The organism is Kordia sp. E (assembly GCF_056033805.1).
The window spans coordinates 360721-385273 of record NZ_JBRASR010000001.1; the positions used below are offsets into that span (position 1 = coordinate 360721).

24 protein-coding genes are annotated in these 24553 nt (G+C 31.8%); 12 read left to right on the top strand and 12 right to left on the bottom strand.

From position 1 onward, the window contains the following. Window positions 1-6 precede the first annotated feature (6 nt). The gene (rsmG, locus tag ACUUYC_RS01755) at window positions 7-636 is read right to left on the bottom strand and encodes a 16S rRNA (guanine(527)-N(7))-methyltransferase RsmG (RefSeq protein WP_474263171.1); all 630 of its coding nucleotides are present in this window, start codon (window positions 634-636) and stop codon (window positions 7-9) included. A 118-nt stretch (window positions 637-754) separates the two neighbouring features. On the opposite strand from rsmG, the gene ACUUYC_RS01760 reads away from it, so the two are divergent. Continuing rightward, window positions 755-1801, top strand: coding sequence for a fatty acid desaturase (locus ACUUYC_RS01760; RefSeq protein WP_474263173.1), 1047 nt, complete (start codon window positions 755-757; stop codon window positions 1799-1801). 56 nt (window positions 1802-1857) lie between these two features. Here ACUUYC_RS01760 and ACUUYC_RS01765 read toward each other — a convergent pair whose 3' ends face one another. Continuing rightward, window positions 1858-2583, bottom strand: a complete 726-nt coding sequence (locus ACUUYC_RS01765) for a hypothetical protein (protein ID WP_474263175.1) — start codon at window positions 2581-2583, stop codon at window positions 1858-1860. 99 nt (window positions 2584-2682) lie between these two features. Between ACUUYC_RS01765 and ACUUYC_RS01770 the strand changes: the two genes are divergently transcribed. Then, window positions 2683-3864: a pyridoxal phosphate-dependent aminotransferase gene (locus tag ACUUYC_RS01770; RefSeq protein WP_474263176.1), complete on the top strand. Its 1182-nt coding sequence runs from the start codon at window positions 2683-2685 to the stop codon at window positions 3862-3864. A gap of 552 nt (window positions 3865-4416) precedes the next feature. Here ACUUYC_RS01770 and ACUUYC_RS01775 read toward each other — a convergent pair. The 3 genes from ACUUYC_RS01775 to trkA form a co-directional block, all read right to left on the bottom strand. Next, a complete protein-coding gene (locus ACUUYC_RS01775; protein ID WP_474263178.1) occupies window positions 4417-4644 on the bottom strand; it encodes a hypothetical protein in 228 nt (75 codons plus the stop codon). Between the two features lie 104 nt (window positions 4645-4748). Beyond that, the gene (locus ACUUYC_RS01780; protein WP_474263180.1) at window positions 4749-6239 is read right to left on the bottom strand and encodes a TrkH family potassium uptake protein; all 1491 of its coding nucleotides are present in this window, start codon (window positions 6237-6239) and stop codon (window positions 4749-4751) included. A gap of 9 nt (window positions 6240-6248) precedes the next feature. Continuing rightward, entirely contained in the window at window positions 6249-7598 is a 1350-nt protein-coding gene (trkA, locus tag ACUUYC_RS01785; protein WP_474263182.1) for a Trk system potassium transporter TrkA, read from the bottom strand. A gap of 161 nt (window positions 7599-7759) precedes the next feature. On the opposite strand from trkA, the gene ubiE reads away from it, so the two are divergent. The 3 genes from ubiE to ACUUYC_RS01800 are packed head-to-tail and all read left to right on the top strand — an operon-like array spanning window position 7760 to window position 9818. Beyond that, entirely contained in the window at window positions 7760-8488 is a 729-nt protein-coding gene (gene ubiE / locus ACUUYC_RS01790) for a bifunctional demethylmenaquinone methyltransferase/2-methoxy-6-polyprenyl-1,4-benzoquinol methylase UbiE (RefSeq protein ID WP_474263184.1), read from the top strand. A 5-nt stretch (window positions 8489-8493) separates the two neighbouring features. After that, window positions 8494-9213, top strand: a complete 720-nt coding sequence (gene porT / locus ACUUYC_RS01795) for a type IX secretion/gliding motility protein PorT/SprT (RefSeq protein WP_474263186.1) — start codon at window positions 8494-8496, stop codon at window positions 9211-9213. Between the two features lie 56 nt (window positions 9214-9269). After that, window positions 9270-9818, top strand: coding sequence for an NADAR family protein (locus tag ACUUYC_RS01800; protein WP_474263188.1), 549 nt, complete (start codon window positions 9270-9272; stop codon window positions 9816-9818). Here the strand turns inward: ACUUYC_RS01800 and ACUUYC_RS01805 are convergent. Beyond that, window positions 9815-10546 (bottom strand): TrmH family RNA methyltransferase, encoded by a 732-nt coding sequence (locus ACUUYC_RS01805; protein WP_474263190.1) that lies wholly within the window; start codon window positions 10544-10546, stop codon window positions 9815-9817. The genes ACUUYC_RS01800 and ACUUYC_RS01805 overlap by 4 nt on opposite strands. Window positions 10547-10584: 38 nt before the next feature. On the opposite strand from ACUUYC_RS01805, the gene tamL reads away from it, so the two are divergent. From tamL to ACUUYC_RS01840, 7 genes are all read left to right on the top strand, one after another. After that, window positions 10585-13125 carry a translocation and assembly module lipoprotein TamL gene (gene tamL / locus ACUUYC_RS01810; RefSeq protein WP_474263192.1) on the top strand — a complete coding sequence of 847 codons (2541 nt, stop codon included), beginning with the start codon at window positions 10585-10587 and terminating at the stop codon, window positions 13123-13125. Window positions 13126-13159: 34 nt separating this feature from the next. Next, a complete protein-coding gene (locus tag ACUUYC_RS01815) occupies window positions 13160-13945 on the top strand; it encodes a hypothetical protein (protein ID WP_474263194.1) in 786 nt (261 codons plus the stop codon). Window positions 13946-14236: 291 nt separating this feature from the next. Then, window positions 14237-15304, top strand: coding sequence for a class II fructose-bisphosphate aldolase (gene fbaA, locus ACUUYC_RS01820; RefSeq protein WP_474263196.1), 1068 nt, complete (start codon window positions 14237-14239; stop codon window positions 15302-15304). Between the two features lie 300 nt (window positions 15305-15604). Then, on the top strand, window positions 15605-16462 hold the full coding sequence (gene accD, locus ACUUYC_RS01825; protein ID WP_474263198.1) for an acetyl-CoA carboxylase, carboxyltransferase subunit beta: 858 nt from the start codon (window positions 15605-15607) through the stop codon (window positions 16460-16462). A 177-nt stretch (window positions 16463-16639) separates the two neighbouring features. After that, the gene (locus ACUUYC_RS01830) at window positions 16640-17251 is read left to right on the top strand and encodes a hypothetical protein (RefSeq protein ID WP_474263200.1); all 612 of its coding nucleotides are present in this window, start codon (window positions 16640-16642) and stop codon (window positions 17249-17251) included. A 172-nt stretch (window positions 17252-17423) separates the two neighbouring features. Then, entirely contained in the window at window positions 17424-17693 is a 270-nt protein-coding gene (gene rpsO / locus ACUUYC_RS01835) for a 30S ribosomal protein S15 (RefSeq protein ID WP_474263202.1), read from the top strand. A 165-nt stretch (window positions 17694-17858) separates the two neighbouring features. Continuing rightward, a complete protein-coding gene (locus ACUUYC_RS01840; protein ID WP_474263204.1) occupies window positions 17859-20099 on the top strand; it encodes a polyribonucleotide nucleotidyltransferase in 2241 nt (746 codons plus the stop codon). 76 nt (window positions 20100-20175) lie between these two features. On the opposite strand, the gene ACUUYC_RS01845 is transcribed toward ACUUYC_RS01840, so the two are convergent. From ACUUYC_RS01845 to ACUUYC_RS01870, 6 genes are all read right to left on the bottom strand, one after another. After that, complete coding sequence (locus tag ACUUYC_RS01845; RefSeq protein ID WP_474263206.1) at window positions 20176-20892, bottom strand: energy transducer TonB; 717 nt, start codon at window positions 20890-20892, stop codon at window positions 20176-20178. 206 nt (window positions 20893-21098) lie between these two features. Further along, window positions 21099-21470: a hypothetical protein gene (locus ACUUYC_RS01850; protein ID WP_474263208.1), complete on the bottom strand. Its 372-nt coding sequence runs from the start codon at window positions 21468-21470 to the stop codon at window positions 21099-21101. Between the two features lie 93 nt (window positions 21471-21563). After that, entirely contained in the window at window positions 21564-22679 is a 1116-nt protein-coding gene (locus tag ACUUYC_RS01855) for a helix-turn-helix domain-containing protein (protein ID WP_474263210.1), read from the bottom strand. A gap of 236 nt (window positions 22680-22915) precedes the next feature. Then, window positions 22916-23326 carry a GtrA family protein gene (locus ACUUYC_RS01860; protein WP_474263212.1) on the bottom strand — a complete coding sequence of 137 codons (411 nt, stop codon included), beginning with the start codon at window positions 23324-23326 and terminating at the stop codon, window positions 22916-22918. Window position 23327: 1 nt separating this feature from the next. Beyond that, the gene (locus tag ACUUYC_RS01865) at window positions 23328-23930 is read right to left on the bottom strand and encodes a CDP-alcohol phosphatidyltransferase family protein (RefSeq protein WP_474263214.1); all 603 of its coding nucleotides are present in this window, start codon (window positions 23928-23930) and stop codon (window positions 23328-23330) included. A gap of 139 nt (window positions 23931-24069) precedes the next feature. Then, window positions 24070-24519 carry a CDP-archaeol synthase gene (locus ACUUYC_RS01870; protein WP_474263216.1) on the bottom strand — a complete coding sequence of 150 codons (450 nt, stop codon included), beginning with the start codon at window positions 24517-24519 and terminating at the stop codon, window positions 24070-24072. Between the last annotated feature and the right edge of the window lie 34 nt (window positions 24520-24553).

A 24553-nucleotide genomic window follows, 5' to 3' on the forward strand; every position in this document is an offset into this window, starting at 1 on the left:
TTTTATTTATGGTTTATATTTTAATGGTACATGTACTACTTTTTTAGTTTCAAAAAACTCTTCTTCAAAATAATCTGGAATTGAAAATAGTTTTGCTCTTATAAAATCTTTTAATTCTTCGGTTAAATCACCTCCTTTTAGATATAAGATTCCATTTTTAAGTTCGTGTTTTTGTTTTTTAGCAACTTTCTTTCGAACCCATTTTACAAAATCGGACATATTTGTAACTGCCCTACTAACGATAAAATCAAATTCGCCTTTTACTTTTTCAGCGCGCATGTGATGTCCAGATACATTTGTTAAGCCAATACTTTCAGCTACAGCTTCCACCACTTTTATCTTTTTACCAATGGCATCCACTAATACAAATTGTACTTCAGGAAATAATATTGCCAATGGAATTCCTGGAAATCCGCCGCCAGTTCCAACATCTAAAATTCGTGAACCTGCAACAAATGGCTGCACTTTTGCAATTGCCAACGCATGCAATACATGTCGTATGTACAATTCGTCTATATCTTTTCGTGAAATGACATTAATCTGTGCATTCCACTCTTTGTATAATGCTTCTAACTGACCAAATTGCTCAATTTGTTCGTCTGTTAAATCAGTAAAATATTTTTGTATAATTTCCATATCTGCGACAAAACTAATCTTTATTTGTGATTATGTAAATTTATTATTTTCAAATTACGATATTTGCAATATAAAGTAGCGTATTTCGTTACCAATTTAAAGATTAAATAGTTCCTCCATGACGCAACCAAATGTTGATCAAGAAATTAAAGACGCTCTAAGAAATTGGAAGTCAATGATTGCTAAATACAAGAAAAAAAGTACTAAAAAAGCCATTGGACAAATAGCTTCTTCATTTTTACCATTCATAGCTGTTTGGGTTTTAATGTATTTTACACTTGATTTTTCTTTAATCCTTACCTTTCTATTAGGTATTGTAAACGCATTCTTTTTAGTTAGAATTTTTATAATTCAACATGATTGCGGACATAATTCATTTATTAAATCGAAAAAAGCAAGTGACGCTATAGGATACATTTGTAGTGTATTTAGCTTTTTACCTTTTAAATATTGGGCAGAAACACACACGTTTCATCACGGACACAACGGACAACTTGAAACTAGACAAATTGGAGATTTACCAACAATGACTGTTGAAGAGTTTCGTTCAAAAAACTGGTGGGGAAAATTTAAATATAAAGTATTTAGAAGTCCTATTGTGATTTTTGTAATTGCACCTGTGTATTACTTAATTATTACTACAAAATATCCGTTTCTTACATTTAACAACTGGAGAAGAACAACCTACCTTCTATTAAAAGATAATATTGTAATTATTATTCCATATTTAATACTAGGTTACTTAACAGGTTGGGCAAACTTTTTTGCGGTTCAGTTTATTATTTTATTCTTCTTTGGAATCATTGCTTTTTGGTTTTTCTACATTCAACATCAACATGAGTTTTCATATAAAAAGTGGAAAAAAGATTGGGATTTCTTACTTTCAGCAATTAAAGGAAGTTCGTATTTAAAGTTACCAAAAATCATGGAATGGTTTACTGGACATATTGGAATTCATCACATTCACCATTTAAATAGTAGAATTCCAAATTACAACTTAAAGAAGTGTTTTACAGAAAATAAAGTCTTATCAAAATACGTTACAACACTTTCTTTTAAAGATGGTATAAAAATGATGTTCCACAAATTGTGGGATGAGGAACAAGAACGTATGATAACCTTCAGAGAATACTATAGATTAGAAAAGATGCGCTTTTCTAACTAAGTCAAAAAAATAAATACAATTTTAAAAAGTCTACTTCTATGTAGGCTTTTTTTATACTATAGATTATACAAAATAATTAATCCAACAATTGTAATAAGCGCTGAAACAAGACATAAAACAAATGCTTTATCAGCTAATTTCTCTCTGTATTTTCGTATAGAACTTATAAACCCATAATACAGAATAGCATACAAAACGCCTACTAAAGCTACGGCAGCAAATTTATAATTCCCTTCACAGATACGAAATACATGCACTATAGAAACCGCATGCGCAAACATAAAAATTCCAATCAATATAATAGCTGAAGGTAAGCGTAGGTCATTTTTTGAGATAAATAATGTATAGAAAAATTCGTAAAACGAACTAGGAATTACAGTTCTTGAAACATAATGTAATTTGTTTAATTCAATTTCATCCGCTGAAGCTTCTTCTGTAAATGGTACATAACCAGCTTTATAATTTTGAATCAAAAAACTGTTGTCCACTAAGTAATCATCAATTTTTTTTCTTTTGGTGATATAATCAATAAACTTTGAACCTATTAATGCAAATACGCCCAACAAGCCAAAAATAATTCCTAGATGATATCCTAATGGTGTAATTTTAGAAATTACCAAATTGAAACTTTCTGGTGGATTTTCATAGTAAATAGCACCAATAGCAATCATTAAGATTAAAAGAAACACCAATCGATCTAGTCGTTTCTTAGTTTCTGATATTTGTGTTGTTACAGTTTCCACAAAATACTCTTCTGAGTTCAACTTTTCTTCGTTTTTCATTTCTTATTGTTATTATTGGCAACTATTTTTTATCCTTAACCAAAAATAACTAATTTCGCACAATTCAGTTATTAAATACAGATTAAACACAACACAACAATGGCACTATTATCTGAGCGTGTTTTAAACATGGCTACTTCAGCAACACTTGCAATGGCTGCAAAAGCAAGAGAGTTAAGAAATGAAGGAAAAAATATTATCGGTTTAAGTTTAGGAGAACCTGACTTTAATACACCTGATTTTATTAAAGATGCGGCAATTCAAGCAATTAATGACAACTACAATAGCTATACGCCAGTAGATGGATATGCAGACTTGAAGAAAGCCATTATTAATAAATTTCAACGTGACAACCAATTAACGTATGAAGCTTCGCAAATTGTAGTTTCAACAGGTGCAAAACAATCGTTAGCAAATATTGCGATGGTTTTATTAAATGAAGGTGATGAAGTAATTCTTCCAGCTCCATTTTGGGTAAGTTACAGCGATATTGTAAAATTAGCTGAAGGTGTTCCAGTTCAGGTAACAACATCTATTGATACAGATTTTAAAATGACGCCTGCACAATTGGAAGCTGCAATTACACCAAAAACAAAAATGATTTGGTTTAGTTCACCTTGTAATCCAAGTGGTTCAGTATATAGCGAAGCTGAATTAAGAGCATTGGCAGAAGTTTTAGAAAAGCATCCAAATATTTATGTAGTTTCAGATGAAATTTACGAACACATCAACTTTACAAAAGAACATTTCAGTATTGCTCGAATTCCATCTTTGTATGATAGAACAATTACCGTAAATGGTGTTTCTAAAGCATTTGCAATGACTGGATGGCGTATTGGCTATATTGGTGCTCCAACTGCAATAGCACGCGCTTGTAATAAAATTCAAGGACAAGTAACAAGCGGAGCTAATTGTATTGCACAACGCGCTACAATTACCGCTTTGGAAGCTTCTAAAGATAAAATCCAATACATGATGGATGAGTTCTTAAAACGTAGAGATATCGTTTTAGGATTATTAAGAGAAATTGAAGGATTCAACGTAAACACGCCTGAAGGCGCTTTTTATGTATTCCCAGATATATCAGCATTCTTTGGAAAAACGTTGCACGGAACAACTATAAACAACGCTACAGACTTTTCATTATATCTATTAGAAAAAGCAAATGTTGCTACAGTAACAGGTGATGCATTTGGAGATCCAAACTGTATTCGTATTTCGTATGCAGCTTCTGAAGCACAATTGAGAACTGCAATTCAACAAATAAAAGACGTTCTTTAAAAAAGATAAAATAACACATCATAAAAAAAAGCTGTTTTCTTCAGAAAACAGCTTTTTTTGATCGTTAAACTAAAGTATTCTCGCTTTACGAGAATGGTAATACATAAGACAAAAGATATTTGATAAGGACATCTTTTGCCTTAATTGAGACTAACTATATAATATTAAGTATTAAAAGTGAAATCGTTAATATAATACCACTAGATAAAATAATGGTATTTGGAAACTTTCGTTTATATCGCCAAAAAAACTCTTTAACTCCGAAGAATAAAAATAAATTAAAGGCGTAAAAGATAACAATGCAATAATTTAAATCGATACCGAACAATGTTCGTGACACAGGCATTTCAACAGAAACATCCATATTTGTAAAGATCATCACTACACTACTTGTTAATAAAAGTATTGTTGCTAATAAACAGAATTCCAGAAAGTTAAATGTTTTTCGCATTGTGTTTTAATCTCTTTTTTTTACTGATGTAAAGATGACCAAAACATTTGAAGTTAAAAAACCCTTTTATAGGGGATTTTTCCCCTTTTTTTTGAGAATCTCTATACGAAAGCGATAAGATACGCGATCACAAATACTGAAACTTTAAGAATTGTTCCTGTTACAGAAGTTAATTGATGTTGATTGGTTTTAACACGTTGTTTTAAACCGAATAGTGAACGACCTGTAAAATTTGATCGAGTTTGTTGTTTATAATTTGAATTTAATAAACCTCTTTGACCGTCTTCGACGGGAACTGAATTTACGTTTAATTGGTGTGTAGTTTTCATAATATTGTTTTTGATTGATTACACTTGTATGACGCATCAAAACAAAAAATGTTACACAACTTTCAAAAAAAAATTAAAAACTTACTTTCTCAAAACGCTAAAAACTAGCGATTTCGCCAGAAGAATGGCGTTAAAAGAATTAATACCGTAAATAATTCTAAACGTCCAAGAAGCATCAAAAATGTACACCACCATTTTCCAAACGCAGGAATTCCATTGTAGTTTTCAAGCGGATTTAACGAACCTAAAGCTGGCCCTACATTTCCTAAAGAAGATGCAGCTCCACCAACTGCTGATTCAAAATCTAATCCTACAGAACCTAAAACTAAGGCGCCAATAATGAACAACAACATGTATAGAATGAAGAATCCTAAGATGTTATATACAATATGTTCTGATACTGATTTACTATTATAACGCACAGGAATAATTGCTCTTGGATGTAATGTTCGTTTAAACTCTAACAATCCATTTTTTATCATTAATAAATGTCGAACTACTTTTACTCCACCAGAAGTTGAACCTGCCGAACCTCCAAGAAACATTAAACCGAAAAAGAAAATCGTTAAAAAGGTTGTCCACGAAGTAAAATCTGCCGTTACAAACCCAGTTGTGGTAATTACTGCAATGACTTGAAATAACGAATGTCTAAAGTCGCTTTCCAATTCGCCCCAAACCATCGGATGATATGCTGAAGGTTGTACATCAACTTGCGTGTAAATAATTACCGTTGCGATTACCGTAAATATAAGTGTAAGAATTGTATAAATTTTAAATTCTTCATCTCTGATTATTTTTTGAACTTTTCCTTTAAAAGCAAAATAACTTAAAACAAAGTTTGTTCCTGCCAAGAACATAAATACAATAATAATATATTGAATAATTGGCTGCCCATTCCAATGTGCAACACTAGCATCTTTTGTAGAAAACCCACCTGTAGATAAAGTACACAACGCATGGTTTATTGCATCAAAAAAGGACATTCCTGCTAGATTCAATAGAATAGTTTCTGCTACCGTATATCCAACATAAATTAACCACAAACGCTTTGCAGTGTCTGTAATTCTTGGATGTAATTTATCAGCACTTGGGCCAGGCGCTTCTGCTGCAAATAGCTGCATTCCTCCTATTCCTAGCAATGGTAAAATAGCAATTGCCAATACAATAATCCCCATTCCTCCTATCCAATGCGTCAAACTTCGCCAAAACAATACACCTTCAGGCAAACCTTCTATTTTTTCAAGAATAGTTGCGCCAGTAGTAGTATAACCGGACATTGTTTCAAAAAATGCATTGGTGAAATTTGGAATAACATCTGTAAATAAATACGGAAATGTTCCCGAAAGGGACATAAAAATCCAGCCGAAAGTTACAACAATGTATCCTTCCCGCTTTTTAATTTCTTTTTTATGATCACGTGTGGTTAACATGAATAATAAACCACCAATAATTGTCACCAACCCTGCTAAAAACAGTTCTAGCGTTACACCATCTTCATATATAAAACTGACTAACGTAGCCAAAAACATAAAACCACCATTACAAAGTAATAATAGTCCCATGAGGTGAAAAATGATTTTATAATTTACTCTCATTCGTGACAGTTATAGAAACATTTGTTCTACTTTATTTATTGATCTTGGAAGACTACAGACTACAACTCTATCACCTTGTGCTATTTCAAAATCACCTAAAGCAATCAATCCTTCGCCTTCACGAATGACACCACCAATAATGGCTGATCTTGGAAAATCGAGATCTTTTATTTTTTTTCCGCATACGCGAGAAGTTCGCTTTACGATAAATTCTAGCAATTCTGCATTCATATTGTTCAATCGTGTCATATCAACAACTTCACCTTTACGAATGTGTCTAAATATATTATTTGCCGCTAGTAGTTTTTTATTGACCAATGTATCAATTCCAATAGATTGTGATAGTTGGAAGTAATCCATGTTTTCTACGAGCGCGATTGTTTTTCGAATATTCTTAGATTTGGCAACTAAGCACGACATGATATTCGTTTCAGAGTTTCCAGTTACCGCAATAAAAGCATCCATATCATAAATACTTTCTTCTTCAAGCAGTTCTACATTTCGTCCATCACCATGAATAATTAAAGCGTTTGGAAGATCATCTGCCAACTCAAATGCTTTTGATTTATCTTTTTCAATCAATTTTACATTAAATCGATTTTCACATAAATCAGTTGATGTTTTGATTCCAATTTTACTTCCACCAAGAATCATTACATTCTTGATTTCTTCTTTTACTTTTCCAATTAATTTATATAATTCTTCTACACCACCTTTTGAAGTAATAAAATATACTTGATCACCTTCTTTAAATAATGTATCTCCACGAGGAATTAATGTGTATTGCGTTCCATAACGCTGAATAGCAATCGGCACAAAATGTAGTTCTGGAAAAACACTTGCAGCTTCTTTTACACTTTTCCCAACAAATGGTGCTGTACGTTGTAAAGTGGTTCCAACCATTGTTAACGCTCCATCTTCAAACTCATAACTATCGTTAAATGCAGATTGATCTAGTAATAATTTTATTTCGGCAGCAGCCAACTTTTCAGGAGAAATTAATTCATCTATTCCTAAATCTGTAAAGCGCAATTCTTCCTGATTATCAATAAATTCAGTATTAGAAATACGTGCAATAGTACGTTTACAACCCAGTTGCTTTGCTAATACACAAATAGTAATGTTAGTTGTTTCAGAAGAAGTTACCGTAATTACTAAATCCGCTGAGGCAACTCTAGCTTCTTTTAAAACATTGATTGAAGTTGCATCACCTTTGATAATACGAATATCTAAATGCGCATCTGCATACGTAAGATTTTCCTTGTTGCAGTCTATTAGGGTAATATCTTGAGATTCGTAAGAAAGGAGTTTTGCTAAATGATATCCTACCTCACCAGCTCCAGCGATAATAATTTTCATTGAATAATCTATTGAAAAAAGAAGACAAATATACGATAAAAAAGCAATTAGTAAGGTATACTTTGTCTATTGACTATCAGAATCGTATATCCTACATAAATTATAGGCTTTGCAATACTACATTCATCTTAGGAATGTTTATATTTGCCAAAATTTTCTACATGTCGAAGAATGTAACACCATACAAAGAGTCAAATCTTGGTAAAAAGGAACAGGTAACGGAGATGTTTGATACAATTTCAAAGAATTATGACGGTTTGAATCGTGTAATTTCTTTTGGTATTGATATTAAATGGCGAAAAAAAGTAGTTCGTTTGGTTGGTGACAAAAAACCAAAAACCATTTTGGATATTGCTACAGGAACTGCTGATTTGGCTATTAATTTAGCAGAAACGAGCGCTGAACGCATTGTTGGATTAGATATTTCGCCAGGAATGTTGGAAGTTGGAAAACAGAAAATTAAGAAGAAAGCGTTACACGAAAAGATAGAAATGGTTTTAGGCGACGGTGAAAAACTTCCGTTTGAAGACAATTCGTTTGATGCAATTACTGTTGCTTTTGGCGTGCGAAATTTTGAAAATTTAGAACAAGGATTGCAAGAAATTCTAAGAGTTTTAAAACCTAGTGGAATTTTTGTAGTGTTGGAAACGTCGGTTCCTGTAAAAACACCTTTTAAACAATTCTATAACTTTTACACAAAAAACATACTACCATTAATTGGAAAACTCTTTTCTAAGGACAATTCTGCATACGGATACTTATCAGAATCTGCTGCTGCTTTTCCTTATGGTGAGAACTTCAACAATATTTTACGAAAAATTGGGTTTATAGATGTGAACGATAAACCACAAACGTTTGGTGTAGCGACTATTTACACCGCAACAAAATAGATTTTATGAAGAAGTTTTTGGTAATCATATGTTGTGTTTTTGCAATACAGTCTGTTTCTGCTCAGTTATTTAGCAAGAAAAAAGTATTAAATGATGCAAGTGGAGGAAAAGGACAAATTGATAATAACTTACTTACTTGGGGTTATTTTTTAGGATTTAATAGTTACGATTTTAAATTCACCTACAACAATAATGCAGATGCAATTCAATTAAAACCTTCTACAGGTTTTAATGTTGGATTGGTTGGTGATGTAAAATTGAATAATTATATGAACTTGCGTTTGGAGCCAGGAATTTTCTTTTCTACACGTAATTTAGAATATCCTGAAAGTTATGGCCTAACAGATCTTGTAGATCGAAAACGTGAAGTAAAATCTAGTTATGTACACATTCCATTACTTTTAAAAATTGGAACAAAACGTATCAATAATATAAAACCTTTTATCGTTGGTGGATTTTCAACTTCTTTGAATTTATCTAGTAATGAAAGTAATCCAGATGATAATAGTAATAATCAGTTTCGTATGAAAAAAACGACCTATTATTACGAATTAGGTTTTGGAGTTGATTTCTATTTGTATTACTTCAAATTTACACCTTCTATTCGTGGAGTTTTTGCATTAAATGATGAATTGGTTCGTGATAAGGACCCAAACAGTCCTTGGACCAGTAATATTCAGAAAATGCAATCGCGTGGAGTTTTTATTAATTTTACGTTTCAGTAGCATCTCGACCGCACTCAATGTGACACATTTTGATAGAATCTCTAGGAATTTTACATATGAAATATACTAATGAGAAAATAATAGCACAGCTAGAAAAAGGTGATAATTTAAAGTTCTTATTTTTTTGGGGACATAAAAAATCTAATCAAATCACTAAATCTTGTTTTAGTCAATGGTATGAATCTTCATTCATAATTAACAGAGTTATATTTAAAACTGCTGAACATTATATGATGGCTGAAAAAGCTTCATTATTTAAAGATCAAGAAATTTATTCAAAAATAGTAACATGTAATACGCCTGGAGAAGCAAAAAATCTTGGTAGAAAAGTTCGTAATTTTGATCAAACAATTTGGGAGGAACATAGGTTTGATATTGTTATCAAAGGAAACTTTGAAAAATTTAGTCAAAACCCAGCCTTAGCAGAATTCTTAAAAACTACAAATAATAGGATATTGACAGAAGCAAGTCCTGTAGATCATATTTGGGGAATTGGTTTGGATCAAAATCATAAAAATGCTAAAAACCCACAACTTTGGAGTGGTTCAAATTTACTTGGTTATGCACTCATGGAAGTTAGAGATATACTAAGACAACACAATTAAGCAAACATACTTCTTTTAAACTCATTCAATAAAATTCCTGTTGCCATTGCAACATTGAGACTTTCAGTTTGTTGTATTTCTCCAAATCGTGGAATTGCTATTTTTTCAGTAATTAAGTTTGAAATTTCTTCCGAAACACCATTTGCTTCATTTCCCATGACGAGAATTCCATCAGTTGGCAATTCGGCTTTATACACATTACTTCCATCCATAAACGCTCCAAAAATTGGTAACTTTGTTTCTGATAGATAATTTTTTAAATCTGTATACACAACATTCACGCGCGTTAGTGAACCCATGGTTGCTTGAATCACTTTCGGATTGTAACAATCAACAGTAGCTTCCGAACATACGAGCTGTTTTACACCAAACCAATCACACAAACGAATAATAGTTCCTAAATTTCCAGGATCTCGAACATCATCAAGCATCAAAATCAATCCATTTTGATCAAGAATACTAGCTTCAGAAATTTTAAAAAGTGCAAGCGCTTTGTTCGGTGTTTTTAAGAAACTTATTTTTTTAAGTTCTGCTTCAGAAATTAATACTGCTTTTTTATCTATATCAAACAGATTTTCATCAGTAGTAAACAACGTATCAAGTTCAAAATTAGAGTTTAGAAACTCTTCAATGACTTTTTTGCCTTCCGCAACGAAGAGTCCTGTTGATTTTCGGTACTTTTTTTGATGTAAACTCGTTATTGTTTTGATTTGTCTTTTGCTAATCATGCAAATAGTTTAATTTTGAATTCGAAAAACACCTCTTATTGAAATCCTTTTTAGCAAAAATATCATTATTTATTATAATTGCCACATTGTTTAGCGCTTGTAATTCTATCAAGCGTGTAAAAGATGGTGAATTATTACTAGTAAAAAATAATTTGATTGTCAACGACGAAAAATCAAACGATGTTAATGCATTGAGTCAAATGTATCAAAAACCAAACAGTCGTTTTTTAAATTATCCGTTACGACTCAATATATATAATCTTGCTGGACAAGATCCTGACTCAGTATTTAATGCTTGGATTAATAAAGATCCTAAACGCTATGAACGCTTAAAAAGGCGCTACTCTAATAAACAAATTAGAGAAATGGCGAATTACAAAAGAGGTTTTAATAATTGGTTGAAAAAAACTGGAGAAGCACCTATAATTATTAATGATCGAAAAACGAAAAAAACGACCAATCGTTTAAAAGTATACTATCAAAATAAAGGATATTTTAACGCAACAGCCAAGTATGACATTATTCCTTCTAAAGAAGAAAAAAGAGCAAGTATTGATTATACTGTAAATACTGGAGAACCTTATAAGATTGACAGTTTACAAGTAACCATAAAATCATCCGATTTAGATTCTATCTACAATCTTAGTAAAGACAAATCTTTTATCAAAATAGGTAATCAGTTTAACACAAGTGATTTTTATAATGAACGTGAACGTTTAACTGTTTTATTTAGAAATTCTGGAATTTATAATTTTCAGCTAAACTCCATTAAGCCAACTGTCGGACTTGATACGATTAATAAAGATTACGATTTGGCAGTTTCGCTCAAAATAAACAACTTACAAGTTCGAAAAAGCGATTCGATTGTTGAAGAAGAATACAAAGTACATCGTGTTAAGAAAGTGAATATTTATACGGATTACACGTATGAAAATTCTAAAAAAACATATACAGATTCGGTAACATACAAGAACTTCACCATTTACTCGAATGACAAATTACGTTTTCGCCCAAAAGCAATTACAGATGCAATTTTCATCAATCCAGGAGAAATTTACCGAGACAATGACCGAACATTAACGTACAAACATATTAGTAATTTACGAACGTTTAAGTATCCGAATATTCAATATAAGTATGAAAATGACAGCTTAACTGACTTGATTACTGATATTTACTTAACACCTAGAAAAAAGTTTTCTCTTGGTTTTGATATTGACATTACACATTCTAACATTCAAGATTACGGGTTTTCATTTAGTACATCGTTAATTAGCAGAAACATATTTCGCGGCGCAGAAACACTTGAAATTTCTGCACGTGGAACACTTGGTGCTTCCAAAGATGTTGCTGATTCGGAAGATCAATTCTTTAATATTTCTGAAATTGGAACAGATGTAAAACTAAGCTTTCCACGCTTTTTCTTTCCATTTAATACAGAACGAATTATTCCAAAATATATGCTGCCAACAACTGTCATTTCATTAGGAACAAGTGTGCAGCAAAATATTGGGCTTGACAGACAAAACTTTACAGGATTGATTCGGTATAATTGGACACCAAGTAAAAAGAACTCATTTAGTTTTGAACTTTTCAATTTGCAATTTATCCGAAACTTAAATGCAAGTAACTATTTCAATGTATATCAAAGTTCATATGATCGTTTAAATGCAGTTGCTCAGAGTTCAAATTATATTGACTCAGATGCTTCATTAAATATCGCTTCAGGCGAAACGGACACGTTTATTAATGATGTTGTATCTAGCAATCACGCTGTAAGTTCAAGTGAGCTTTCAACAGTATTAAGTGTTGCACAACGACAATTCCGATTGACGCAAGACAATTTAATTGCTTCATCAAAAATCAATTTTACACACAACAACAAGGAAAACCTTTCTGATAATAATTTCTATCAATTTAGAACCGAGTTGGAATTAGCAGGAAACTTATTATCTACGATTGCAAGTAGTGCAAATCTTCAAAAAAATGATCGAGGGAAATACAAGTTATTTGGCGTTCCTTATTCGCAATATGTAAAAGCAGAATTTGATTATATCAAACATTGGGAACTTTCTGGAAAGCAAGATGTATTAGCATTTCGTACATTTTTCGGAATTGCTATTCCATATGGAAACTCAGACAACATTCCGTTTGCACGAAGTTACTTTGGTGGTGGATCAAACGACAACAGAGCTTGGAGTGCATACCAATTAGGTCCTGGACGTTCGGCTAGTATTTTAGACTTTAATGAAGCAAACTTAAAAATAACGTCAAACTTAGAATATCGTTTTGACTTATTCGGAAGTTTCAAAGGCGCATTATTTGCTGATGCTGGAAACATTTGGAATGTATTTGATGATATTGAAGACACCGATAGAAAATTTAATGGTTTTGAATCACTACAAGATATCGCGCTAGGAACAGGATTTGGATTGCGCTACGACTTTAGTTTCTTCGTACTACGTTTTGATGTTGGTTTCAAAACCTACGATCCAGCGTATGACATTGGCAATCGATGGTTTAAAGATTACAACTTTGGAAACGCTGTTTACAATATTGGAATTAATTATCCCTTCTAAAATTCTTACTATATTTGAATCTAATTACTTATTAATGAATGATATCAAATATTACACTTTAATAGTATCCATATTTTTTCTCTCTTGTAGTAATCCTGAAAGAAAAGGACTTTCTGAAAACGCACGAAATTATGTAGATTCTTCTATTGACATTGTATGCAAAGATGATTCTGGCTATCCAAGTGATTTAATACTCAGACTGGAAACTATTGATTTGGATAAAATAGCTACTAAAATCATTTCCGCTTCTGACAGCTTGCTTGGAAAAGGCTTTATATCAAGTACTATTAAAAATAAAATAGAGAAACACTTCTTTCCTTTTGAAAACGACATAGCTGACGACGTACTACTTCTAGATACCGTAAATCTATGGAATATTAAAAATGCTCGCGAATATTTTGATAATGACATAATCACAGCTACTGAATTAAATTGGAAAAAACTACTCTTAAACAATGGAAGATTAGATATCAAAGATGAAATTGGCGAATGGGAAATTACTCATGAAATAGATATCTGTGTAGATCCGAATTGGAAACAAATTGGGCAATTCAAAAAAGTAAGGAAATCGAAATCTATGATTGAGACTGTTCCCGATTACGGATATGAAATGGATATTAAAATCATTTATAATTTAAATCTAAAAAACACTTCTAATAATACATTTGAAAATTATCAAGTACAACTAAAAGAATCTTGTATTGGGTTTTCTTCAGCAGATCTTGAAACATTTTTAGTATTACATGGTAAAATAAAAAGTTCTGATTTGAAAAATCAACACAAAAAAATAAAGGTTGTTAGAGAAACTACTTATAAATAAATCACGAATTGCTAGCAAGTGAAATACAAATTCTAATCAAAAGAAATTTCAACAAACACAACTAAAACGTTTGCGTTATCAAACCATTACTAAACAGCGTTTTATTTCTTTCAAAAACAAATCAATAATTCTATAAAAACACAAACATTTCCACAGGAATACAAGGTTAAAAACGGCTAAAATTATCAAATTCGTAAAAGTCATTACTGTTTCGCTTCTAAAATTAACAACAACCTAAAAACTCATCACATTTTTATTACTTTTGTAAACCAAACAAAAAAACTAAAATCGATGAGTCATACAATTAAGGCAGGAGTTGCTACTGGAGATGAAGTACAAGAAATATTTAAGTTAGCCAAAGAAAAAGGCTTTGCTTTACCAGCAGTAAATGTTGTAGGTTCTAACTCAATTAACGGAGTTTTAGAAACTGCTGCGGAACTAAATGCTCCTGTAATTATTCAATTCTCAAACGGAGGTGGACAATTCAATGCAGGAAAAGGATTGAGCAATGAAAATCAAAAATCTGCCATTGCAGGTTCTATCGCTGGTGCGAAACATGTACATGAAATGGCTGAAGCATATGGAGTTCCTGTAATTTTACACACAGATCATTGTGCAAAAAAATTATTGCCTTGGATTGATGGTTTATTAGATGCAAGTGAAAAGCACTTTGCTGAAACTGGAAAGCCATTATACAGTTCACATATGATCGATCTTTCGGAAGAACCATTAGAAGAAAATATCGAAATCTGTAAAGAATACTTAGCACGCATGAGCAAAATGGGCATGACGCTAGAAATCGAATTAGGAATTACAGGTGGTGAAGAAGATGGTGTAGACAATAGCGATGTTGACGATTCAAAACTATACACACAACCAGAAGAAGTTGCGTACGCATACGAAGAGTTAATGAAAGTAAGTCCAAAATTTACAATTGCGGCAGCTTTCGGAAACGTTCATGGTGTATACAAACCTGGAAATGTAAAATTGACTCCAAAAATCTTAAAAAATTCGCAAGAACATATCTCTAAAAAATACAATGTTGAGCACAATCATATTGACTTTGTATTTCATGGTGGATCAGGTTCTACGCTAGAAGAAATCAGAGAAGCAATTGGGTACGGAGTAATTAAAATGAACATTGATACAGATTTACAATTTGCATTCATGACAGGAATTCGTGACTACATGTTAACGAAACAAGATTACTTAGCAAAGCAAATTGGAAATCCTGATGGAGATGACATTCCTAACAAAAAAACATACGATCCAAGAAAATGGTTACGTGAAGGTGAAGTAACATTCAAAACACGTTTAAAGCAAGCTTTTGAAGACTTAAACAACGTAAATACGTTATAATATTTGGGCGTTCCCTAAAAAGGTCGGGCTTTCGGCTATATCTTTTTATAAAAGGATGCCGCTTCAATCCCTAACGCAAACAAAATAAACTTCGTTGACACTGAAAAACAATGTGTTAGCGAGGTTTTTTAATATCTAAAATATTCGAATCGGCAGATAGCAGTTTCAAATTTTGAGTTTCATTAATAAAAACAGTAATTTTGTAGGCTAGTAAAAAACGAAACTAACTAATTGATCGCAACAAAAACGATTGTATTGCAACCACAATCCTAACATTGTATATCATAACTCATAAATCATATGGCTTGGTTTAAAAGAAAAGAAAAAGGAATTCAAACTTCCACAGAAAATAAAAAAGACACGCCCAAAGGACTTTGGTACAAATCACCAACTGGAAAAATTGTTGATTCTGAAGAATTAGCAAAAAACTATTACGTAAGTCCTGAAGACGGTTATCACGTTCGTATTGGAAGTAAAGAATATTTCGAAATACTATTTGATGAAGGGAAATTTAAAGAGCTAGACAAAAATCTAACTTCAAAAGATCCTTTAAAATTTGAAGACAGTAAAAAATACGTTGACAGACTTAAAGTTGCCAAAGAAAAAACTGGATTAAAAGACGCTGTAAAAACTGGTGTTGGAAAATCGAAAGGAAAAGACTTAGTCATTGCTTGTATGGACTTCTCTTTTATTGGAGGATCTATGGGAAGTGTTGTTGGAGAGAAAATTGCACGTGCGGCAGATTATTCTTTAAAAAACAACATTCCATTCATGATTATCTCTAAATCTGGTGGAGCTCGAATGATGGAAGCAGCATTATCATTAATGCAATTAGCAAAAACATCTTCAAAATTAGCACAATTAGCAGATGCTGGAATTCCATACATTTCATTATGTACGGATCCAACAACTGGAGGAACAACCGCTTCATTTGCAATGCTTGGAGACATTAACATTGCAGAGCCTGGTGCATTAATCGGATTTGCAGGACCAAGAGTTGTACGTGATACAACAGGAAAAGATTTACCTGAAGGTTTCCAAACGTCTGAATTCTTACTAGAACACGGTTTCTTAGATTTCATTTCACACAGAAAACATTTGAAAAACAAAATTAACTTATACATTGATTTAATTCAGAATCAACCTGTAAGAGCATAGTTTTATTTTAAACATATTTAAAAAAAGGCATCCAGTTGGATGCCTTTTTTCATTACGCTTCTCACTATTTATCAACACTTTAAGATTAAATACGGTTAAAAAAACGAGTATTTACACGCTATGATTTTTTACATGAAAGAATTAAATTCGTTCACTAATCTTTAAAATACTAAAATCATGGCACAGTATTCACTAAACATTCAAAATAATAGCGATCAAACAGGAGATTTTTGTTTATTCCAATTAGATTCAAACATAAAAGATCCAAATATAATGTCGCTAGCATGGTTTTCTAAAAGCGCACATCCTAATACATTTTTAAACTACAAATGGGAGACTGAGTATATTTTTACTTGGGCAGAAACTGGACTACTCACTCCAGGTGTTGTATTTGAACCTAATCAAATCGTAGATGGAGGTTTATCGCAAAACAATGACATTACATTTACCCAAGAAAACGGAGTATATCAATATAAAGACCTTACTACAAATCCAAACTACAACGGTTTGCAACATATTGAATGTGATGCTACAATAGTACAGAAACAAGCGGCTATAGGAACTGGAATGTCTGGTTTTGCTGCATTTGCGCGTCAAGCAGAACCAAACATGGGCTTTAATTTTTCTCCCGAAATAGAATACAGATTAACTTTTGGATATTATGAACAAGGAGAAGTATTAAATATAAATCAAATTTCTCACTTTGCAACTATCGAATTTCCTCCTGGTATATATGATATGACAGCGATACTAAATCCTGATAATACTTGGACTATTCAACCATCATGAAACCTATAAACTAATCAAGTACTAAATGATTTCTAAGCACACTATATGTACTGCAAAATGATACACTTCAAAAAGACATAATAAACAATTCATTTTAAAAAAATAGTAGTATATTTGCCGCTTGATACGATAAACGTATTAATACATAAAAATCATTAAAATTAATATTGGCATGTACTTAACTAAAGAAGTTAAAGCGGAAATTTTCGCAAAGCACGGGAAATCTGCAACAGACACTGGAACATCAGAAGGTCAGATTGCATTATTTACACACAGAATTAATCACTTAACTGAGCACTTAAAAAGAAATCGTAAAGATTACAATACAGAGCGTTCTCTAGTAATGTTAGTAGGTAAAAGAAGAAGCTTACTAGATTACCTAAAGAAAAAAGAGATCAACAGATATCGTGCGATCGTAAAAGAATTAGGATTAAGAAAATAAAACTAAAGAGGCTTCGTGCCTCTTTTTTTAATATATATAAGTACACTTTTCACAATATTGAAAAGTAATAAAAAGCTATTATTACTGGTTTTTCATTGGGTCAAAACAACAACTACACACACAACAACACAACGACCTTTGTTTAATTAGAATTAAAAAAAATTTATGATTCCAAAAGTTTTTAAAGAGGTCATAGACCTTGGTGATGGAAGAGAAATCTCTATCGAAACAGGAAAGTTAGCAAAGCAAGCACATGGATCTGTGGTTGTACAGTCGGGAAAATGTATGTTATTATGTACAGTTGTTTCGAACTACAAACAAAGTGATGTTGACTTTTTACCCTTAACGGTGGATTACCGTGAAAAATTTGCTGCGGCAGGTCGTTATCCTGGTGGTTTCTTCAAAAGAGAAGCAAGACCAAGTGACGGTGAAGTATTAACTATGCGTTTAGTGGATAGAGTTTTACGTCCATTATTCCCAAAAGATTATCACGCAGAAACACAAGTGATGATTCAGTTAATGTCTCATGACGAAAACGTGATGCCAGATGCAATGGCAGGTTTAGCCGCATCAGCAGCTATCCAATTATCAGATTTCCCATTTGAATGTCCTATCTCTGAAGCAAGAGTAGCACGTGTAAACGGTGAATTTGTAATTAACCCAACAAGAGCACAATTGGCAGAATCTGACATCGATATGATGATTGGAGCTTCAGCTGATTCTGTAATGATGGTTGAAGGTGAGATGGATGAAATTTCTGAAGAAGAAATGGCAGACGCTATCAAGTTTGCACATGAAGCTATTAAAGTACAATGTGCTGCACAAGTTCGTTTAGCAGAAGCTTTCGGTAAGAAAGAAACACGTGAGTACGATCCTGAAAGAGAAGATGCAGATTTAGAGAAGAAAGTTTATGACATGGCATATGACAAAGTATATGCAATTGCAAAAGCTGGTTCTGCTAAACATGAAAGAAGTACTGCATTTGCAGAAATTAAAGAAGAAATCAAAGCTACTTTTTCAGAAGAAGAATTAGAAGATTTCGGAGATTTAGTTTCTAAATATTACAGAAAAGCTGAAAAATCAGCAATTCGTAACTTAACCTTAGATGAAGGTTTACGTTTAGATGGTCGTAAAACTGACGAAATTAGACCAATTTGGTGTGAAGTAGATTACTTACCATCAACACATGGTTCTTCAGTATTTACACGTGGAGAAACGCAAGCATTAGCAACTGTTACTTTAGGTACATCAAGAGATGCAAACAAAATAGACATGCCATCTTACGAAGGTGAGGAGAATTTCTATTTACATTATAACTTCCCTCCTTTTTGTACAGGTGAAGCAAGACCGTTAAGAGGAACTTCAAGAAGAGAAGTTGGTCACGGAAACTTAGCACAACGTGGTTTAAAAGGAATGATTCCAGAAGATTGCCCGTATACAGTACGTGTTGTATCTGAAGTATTAGAATCTAACGGTTCATCTTCTATGGCAACTGTTTGTGCTGGTACAATGGCATTAATGGATGCAGGTGTACAAATGACACGACCAGTTTCGGGTATTGCAATGGGATTAATTTCTGATGCAGAATCTGGAAAATATGCAGTATTATCTGATATTTTAGGTGATGAAGATCACTTAGGAGATATGGATTTTAAAGTTACTGGAACTGATGCAGGTATTACAGCTTGTCAAATGGATATTAAAGTAAAAGGTTTATCATACGAAATTTTGGTAAATGCTTTACAACAAGCACGTGAAGGACGTTTACACATTTTAAGTAAATTGACTGATACAATTGCTGCACCAAATGCTGATGTTAAAGATCACGCGCCAACAATGGTTACACGTAGAATCCCTAATGACTTTATTGGAGCCTTAATTGGACCTGGTGGAAAAGTAATTCAAGAGATGCAAAAAGAAACTGAGACAACAATCGTTATTAACGAAGATCCAGTTACTGAAGAAGGTATCGTAGAAATTTTAGGTGTTGGAAGAGAAGGTATTGATGCAGTTATGGCAAAAATAGATTCTTTATTATTCAAACCTGAAAAAGGAAGTATTTACGAAGTAAAAGTTATCAAAATGCTAGATTTTGGAGCTGTTGTAGAATATACAGAAGCACCAGGAAACGAAGTATTATTACACATTTCTGAGTTAGCTTGGGAACGTACAGATAACGTAAGTGATGTAGTAAAAATGGGAGACATTTTAGACGTGAAATATTTTGGAACTGATCCAAAAACACGTAAAGAAAAAGTATCTCGTAAAGCTATCTTACCAAAACCTGAAGGATATGTTGCAAGACCACCAAGAGATGACAAACGTTCTGGTGGACGTGATAACAGAGGAAGAGATAATCGCGGACGTGATAATCGCAAACCAAGAGAAGACAAGAAAGAAAGTTAATTTTTTCAATTCTTAATATATATAAAAACGCCTCGAAATTTCGAGGCGTTTTTTTTAGATTTATTTCTATTCTCTATTAAAATTTAATTGGAATATATACCCTTACTTTAACAGGTTTTCCTAAATAAATACCAGGCTTCCATTTTGGCATTTTTTTCAATACATTAATCAGTTTATTATTAACTGTTTCGTTTGTTTCTCCAGTTTTAATAGCACTAATTGAACCATCTTTTTCTACTACAAATCCGACATATACCTTATCTTTTGTTGTATTTATATTTTTTAAATTATGGCTTAAAAAATCTTTAAGAGAATTTTGTCCTCCCACAAATTTGGGAATTGTATCAATTTCTACTTGAGAAAACACATGTCCGTTATCAATTTTTTCCTGAATATAATTTTTATAATGAACTTGAGCTTCAGATTTTATTTTTTCATGTATATCTTTTCCAAATTTCCCTAAGACAAGTGTTTTCATCTTTTTCGAATAACATTCATCTTCCTGAGACTCAGTAATGAGAATTCCACAACTTATACTCTCCATTTCTACCGCTATTCCGTATTTATTTAAAACAAAGCTCCTGTATGACTTATTAAATTCAAAATCAGAATCGTAACGCAATCCATGTGATCGAAGTTTGTAGTTTCCCTTTTCAGCATCGGAAACTGCCTTTTCTATTCCACTATCACAATCAGTATTATTCTTTGCTTGAGATGATGAGTCAGATTGGTTACAAGAATAAATCGATATTGAAAGAACTAAAAGTGTTGCTATATATATTTTGAACTTCATATTAACTATGTTAAATCATTATAATTTAGTATTATTTTTAAAGAATTTTAATAAAGTGTAAACCTAATCTATATCTATATTTTAGATATCCGAAATACGCTTTCATCTATGAATTAGGACATTTTTTTAACTTATTTAGCTGATTACTTCTTGTAATCTTCTAACAATTGATTTTTGTTTTGCTAACAATACAGCAAACTCAAATCTCAACCAGAAACAGAAATACTCAGGTTTTTAAGTGCTATAAAAACTGCAATCGTTAATACACCAACTAAAGAAAGTAATGTTGTATACACTATAGACAACGCATTATTTTTTAAACGCAATCGTTCAATATTAGATGTATTAACTTGAACCGTATCTCTTTTTTGAATTCCATAATACAATCCTTCTTTTTTAAAGATTCGTTTGTACCGAATACGTTTTCCTTCATTTGTATGAATCTTAACTCTTCTATTGCTTGTTGCAGCTTCATCCAATGTGGAAGATTCTGGTGTGTACACATTACAACTATGAAATAACAACAACATCATTAAGAATATACTAAATAATCGGGATTGCTTTTTGAATGTTTTCATACTATATAGTTTTAGAATTAGTATGAAACGAATGTAGTTTGCCTATGAAAATGTTGCATCCGAAATCTTCATCAAATGAAAATTTAAGACACTTTAATGTGATTTACGATACTCAGAAGGTGTTTGATTTACAAACTTTTTAAACGCTGTATAAAAGGTAGACCGTGAATTAAATCCACATTCCAAACCAATAGCCACAATGGTATAGTTATCAAAATCATCATCTTTCAATAAAGCTTTCGCTTGCGCTACTCGTAATGAATTGATATAGTCTGAAAAGTTATGATCGCTATATGTATTGATTAATTTTGACAAATGTCCCGAACTAATATTCAACTCATCTGAAAGTTGTTCTAAACTCAAAGAAACATCTAAAAATCGCTGTTCATTTAGTATATAATTTGCGATATTCTCAAATGACTCCTGATGTTTTTCAGACAAACTATTCTCTTCTTGTGGTACTATTTTCTGGTTCGTTTCTGGCTTTAATTCGGCTAATTTCCCTCGTAACAAAATACGATCATTCACCAATGTATACCTAAAAAAACCTTGATAACCAATCCAATATAACAATATAGAAGTTGCCAATCGTAATGGATAATATGCTCGTAAATCATTAAAATAATTATTCAAGACAATAGCAAAAATCCAAAATCCTAACACAAGACTTCCTAAAATCAAGAAACGTTTTATCCAAATAATGTCATCATAACTTACAATAAAATCGAGCAACTTATTTTGTTCAAATACAATTTTAAGACATTTTATAAAAAGAAAAATAGCAAATGCGGCATTCACGATTTCTTCAATAGATGTATATCTTTTTATCGCTGAAACATCATCTTCAGAAGCATTTAAAATAAAATAAGTACGTGCAATCAATTCGATCACAAAAAGTATTACAGCAAAATTTAGAAAGCCTTTTACACGATCTTGAATCTTCAAATAATGAATCAAAAACATGTAAAACATTGGCATAATAAACATATACCAAGGCACTAAAAATTGTCGCAAAAAGAAAATATCGAATCGAAATTCTTTCGCAATTAACCAAGCTTGCAAATTGTTAAGTGATAAAAAGAAAACTGTAAGATTCAAAAAAATAATAACCTTATCAACTTTTTTCTGTGATAGTAATGTAACGCCATTAAAGATAAATCCTTGAATCGCACCTGCAATCAGTAAAAAATTAAAAAAATTGGAACCCATTCATTTTATTTGTTGTGAATGTAGGAAACTCAGACTGAAATTGAAAAAATTTTGAGTTTTATTTAACACTAAAAATTTCAAGAAAACCAGTATTTATTTCACTCGCTAACAAAAATTTGTCCTTTTGCTATTTAATAGTAAATTTTAATTTTTTATTAAAATTTACTATCCGAAATATAGCTTTGATGAAGATATCGGACATATTTATTTTCTTGTAAAAAAGAAAAAACACAGCATTACTTAGAATTTACAGGAACTTTAAAAATATAGCTTTTCAAAAGTACCAAACTAATCAAAGCTGTTGACAACAAACAACAAATCCAAACAATGCGATGATGCAGCTGTAAAGTTTCAGACAAAAACCAATTCAAACTTGCACTAAAAAATAATGCACCAATATCTACAATGTACGCTTTGCGCAAACTTTTAAAATAAGATGTTTTATCATGAAAAGTAAAATGTCTGTGAAGCGCATGTTGTCGTGCAATTCCGAGTAAGAAAGCAAATATCCAACTTATCGTAGCTTTTGGAGCAAACGGATTTACATAATATATAATCTCATAGGTTATGAATCCAAAAATCACACCTACAATTGCGATACATAACATCCGAATCGTTTCTGATTGTTTATAAATACTGAAAGCCATCTTATTCGTAAGAAGTTTGATGCGTTATTTCTTTACGCTCCTTTAAAACCCAATACAGTCCTTTTGCGTCCGTTTTCATTTCTTTAGAGGTTAGTAAAATGATGATTTCTTCTATGTGTGAAATGTATCCAAAGATCATGGCGACATAAAAGAGATATTCGTAATAATCAAAAGCAAATAAAATGAAAATAAAGATTCCTTGTACGTAACCACCAATTTTTGTGGTGTATAAATGTAAACTAGGATATTGCTTGAATTTGGCAAAAGAAACGAGTAAACCAGCAATAAAAAAACCGATAAAGAGCCAAAGCATCCAAATAGATTCAGACATCTCGTTGAGTTTAAAAGTAAAGATTCCGATAAACGCAGCAATGAATGTTCCGTTGTCTGCCAATGAATCTAGCTTTGCGCCAAATTTTGTTTTCAAATTAAACATACGTGCAATTAATCCATCTAAAATATCTGTGATTAAATTGACACATAAAAATATCGCGAATAAGTTTTCTTTTCCTGCATAAATAAACCACAAGATTAAAGGAAATGTGAGCAATCTGTAAAAACTCAAAAAATTGGGAACGTTATATATATTTTCTTTTTTTTTCATGCGTTTAAATTTTAATAATTATTTGGCTAACTTTATTATAAAATTAAGAACGCATGCAATCACTGCGTTTTCAGATTAAAAATTTTAAATATTCATTTTATGAAATTGCTATTTAAATTTTATTAATTCTCGTTTCATATTAAAATGATTTTTTAATTTGTAATTGAACTAATACTTGACTGATGATAATGTGTGTACAACTGCTACACACAAACAACAATAGTGCATATTGATAGTTTACAAAACCTAACAAGAAATACACTAGATTCACGCCAAATGCAGAATCCATTTTGTCAATTAATACGAATAGAATTTTGTTTGATTTTGCCTGTTTTCCAGATTGAATTCCTAATCTTCGTTTCATGAATGAATTTGGCAATTCAAAAATCATATATGCAAAACCAAGCATGCAACCTAAAAAGAATGCATTCGACAGTTTGAATCCAAAAGCTAAATCTAGTATGTATAATAGAAAAGCATTCACTAGCGAAACAAACACAAAACCTCTCCATGTTTTGTTTGCTCCAAATAGTTTCTTGGAAATTGGACGTTTTAACCACTGAAATGTATTTCTCTTAATAATGATCATATGCAATACATTTGAAATGATCAATGGCACTAAA

Bases quoted from the DNA above. Each gene is read 5' to 3' on its own strand.
- rsmG (WP_474263171.1), bottom strand. From the start codon at position 636: ATGGAAATTATACAAAAATATTTTACTGATTTAACAGACGAACAAATT.
- ACUUYC_RS01760 (WP_474263173.1), top strand. From the start codon at position 755: ATGACGCAACCAAATGTTGATCAAGAAATTAAAGACGCTCTAAGAAAT.
- ACUUYC_RS01765 (WP_474263175.1), bottom strand. From the start codon at position 2,583: ATGAAAAACGAAGAAAAGTTGAACTCAGAAGAGTATTTTGTGGAAACT.
- ACUUYC_RS01770 (WP_474263176.1), top strand. From the start codon at position 2,683: ATGGCACTATTATCTGAGCGTGTTTTAAACATGGCTACTTCAGCAACA.
- ACUUYC_RS01775 (WP_474263178.1), bottom strand. From the start codon at position 4,644: ATGAAAACTACACACCAATTAAACGTAAATTCAGTTCCCGTCGAAGAC.
- ACUUYC_RS01780 (WP_474263180.1), bottom strand. From the start codon at position 6,239: ATGAGAGTAAATTATAAAATCATTTTTCACCTCATGGGACTATTATTA.
- trkA (WP_474263182.1), bottom strand. From the start codon at position 7,598: ATGAAAATTATTATCGCTGGAGCTGGTGAGGTAGGATATCATTTAGCA.
- ubiE (WP_474263184.1), top strand. From the start codon at position 7,760: ATGTCGAAGAATGTAACACCATACAAAGAGTCAAATCTTGGTAAAAAG.
- porT (WP_474263186.1), top strand. From the start codon at position 8,494: ATGAAGAAGTTTTTGGTAATCATATGTTGTGTTTTTGCAATACAGTCT.
- ACUUYC_RS01800 (WP_474263188.1), top strand. From the start codon at position 9,270: ATGAAATATACTAATGAGAAAATAATAGCACAGCTAGAAAAAGGTGAT.
- ACUUYC_RS01805 (WP_474263190.1), bottom strand. From the start codon at position 10,546: ATGATTAGCAAAAGACAAATCAAAACAATAACGAGTTTACATCAAAAA.
- ACUUYC_RS01815 (WP_474263194.1), top strand. From the start codon at position 13,160: ATGAATGATATCAAATATTACACTTTAATAGTATCCATATTTTTTCTC.
- fbaA (WP_474263196.1), top strand. From the start codon at position 14,237: ATGAGTCATACAATTAAGGCAGGAGTTGCTACTGGAGATGAAGTACAA.
- accD (WP_474263198.1), top strand. From the start codon at position 15,605: ATGGCTTGGTTTAAAAGAAAAGAAAAAGGAATTCAAACTTCCACAGAA.
- ACUUYC_RS01830 (WP_474263200.1), top strand. From the start codon at position 16,640: ATGGCACAGTATTCACTAAACATTCAAAATAATAGCGATCAAACAGGA.
- rpsO (WP_474263202.1), top strand. From the start codon at position 17,424: ATGTACTTAACTAAAGAAGTTAAAGCGGAAATTTTCGCAAAGCACGGG.
- ACUUYC_RS01840 (WP_474263204.1), top strand. From the start codon at position 17,859: ATGATTCCAAAAGTTTTTAAAGAGGTCATAGACCTTGGTGATGGAAGA.
- ACUUYC_RS01845 (WP_474263206.1), bottom strand. From the start codon at position 20,892: ATGAAGTTCAAAATATATATAGCAACACTTTTAGTTCTTTCAATATCG.
- ACUUYC_RS01850 (WP_474263208.1), bottom strand. From the start codon at position 21,470: ATGAAAACATTCAAAAAGCAATCCCGATTATTTAGTATATTCTTAATG.
- ACUUYC_RS01855 (WP_474263210.1), bottom strand. From the start codon at position 22,679: ATGGGTTCCAATTTTTTTAATTTTTTACTGATTGCAGGTGCGATTCAA.
- ACUUYC_RS01860 (WP_474263212.1), bottom strand. From the start codon at position 23,326: ATGGCTTTCAGTATTTATAAACAATCAGAAACGATTCGGATGTTATGT.
- ACUUYC_RS01865 (WP_474263214.1), bottom strand. From the start codon at position 23,930: ATGAAAAAAAAAGAAAATATATATAACGTTCCCAATTTTTTGAGTTTT.
- ACUUYC_RS01870 (WP_474263216.1), bottom strand. From the start codon at position 24,519: ATGATCATTATTAAGAGAAATACATTTCAGTGGTTAAAACGTCCAATT.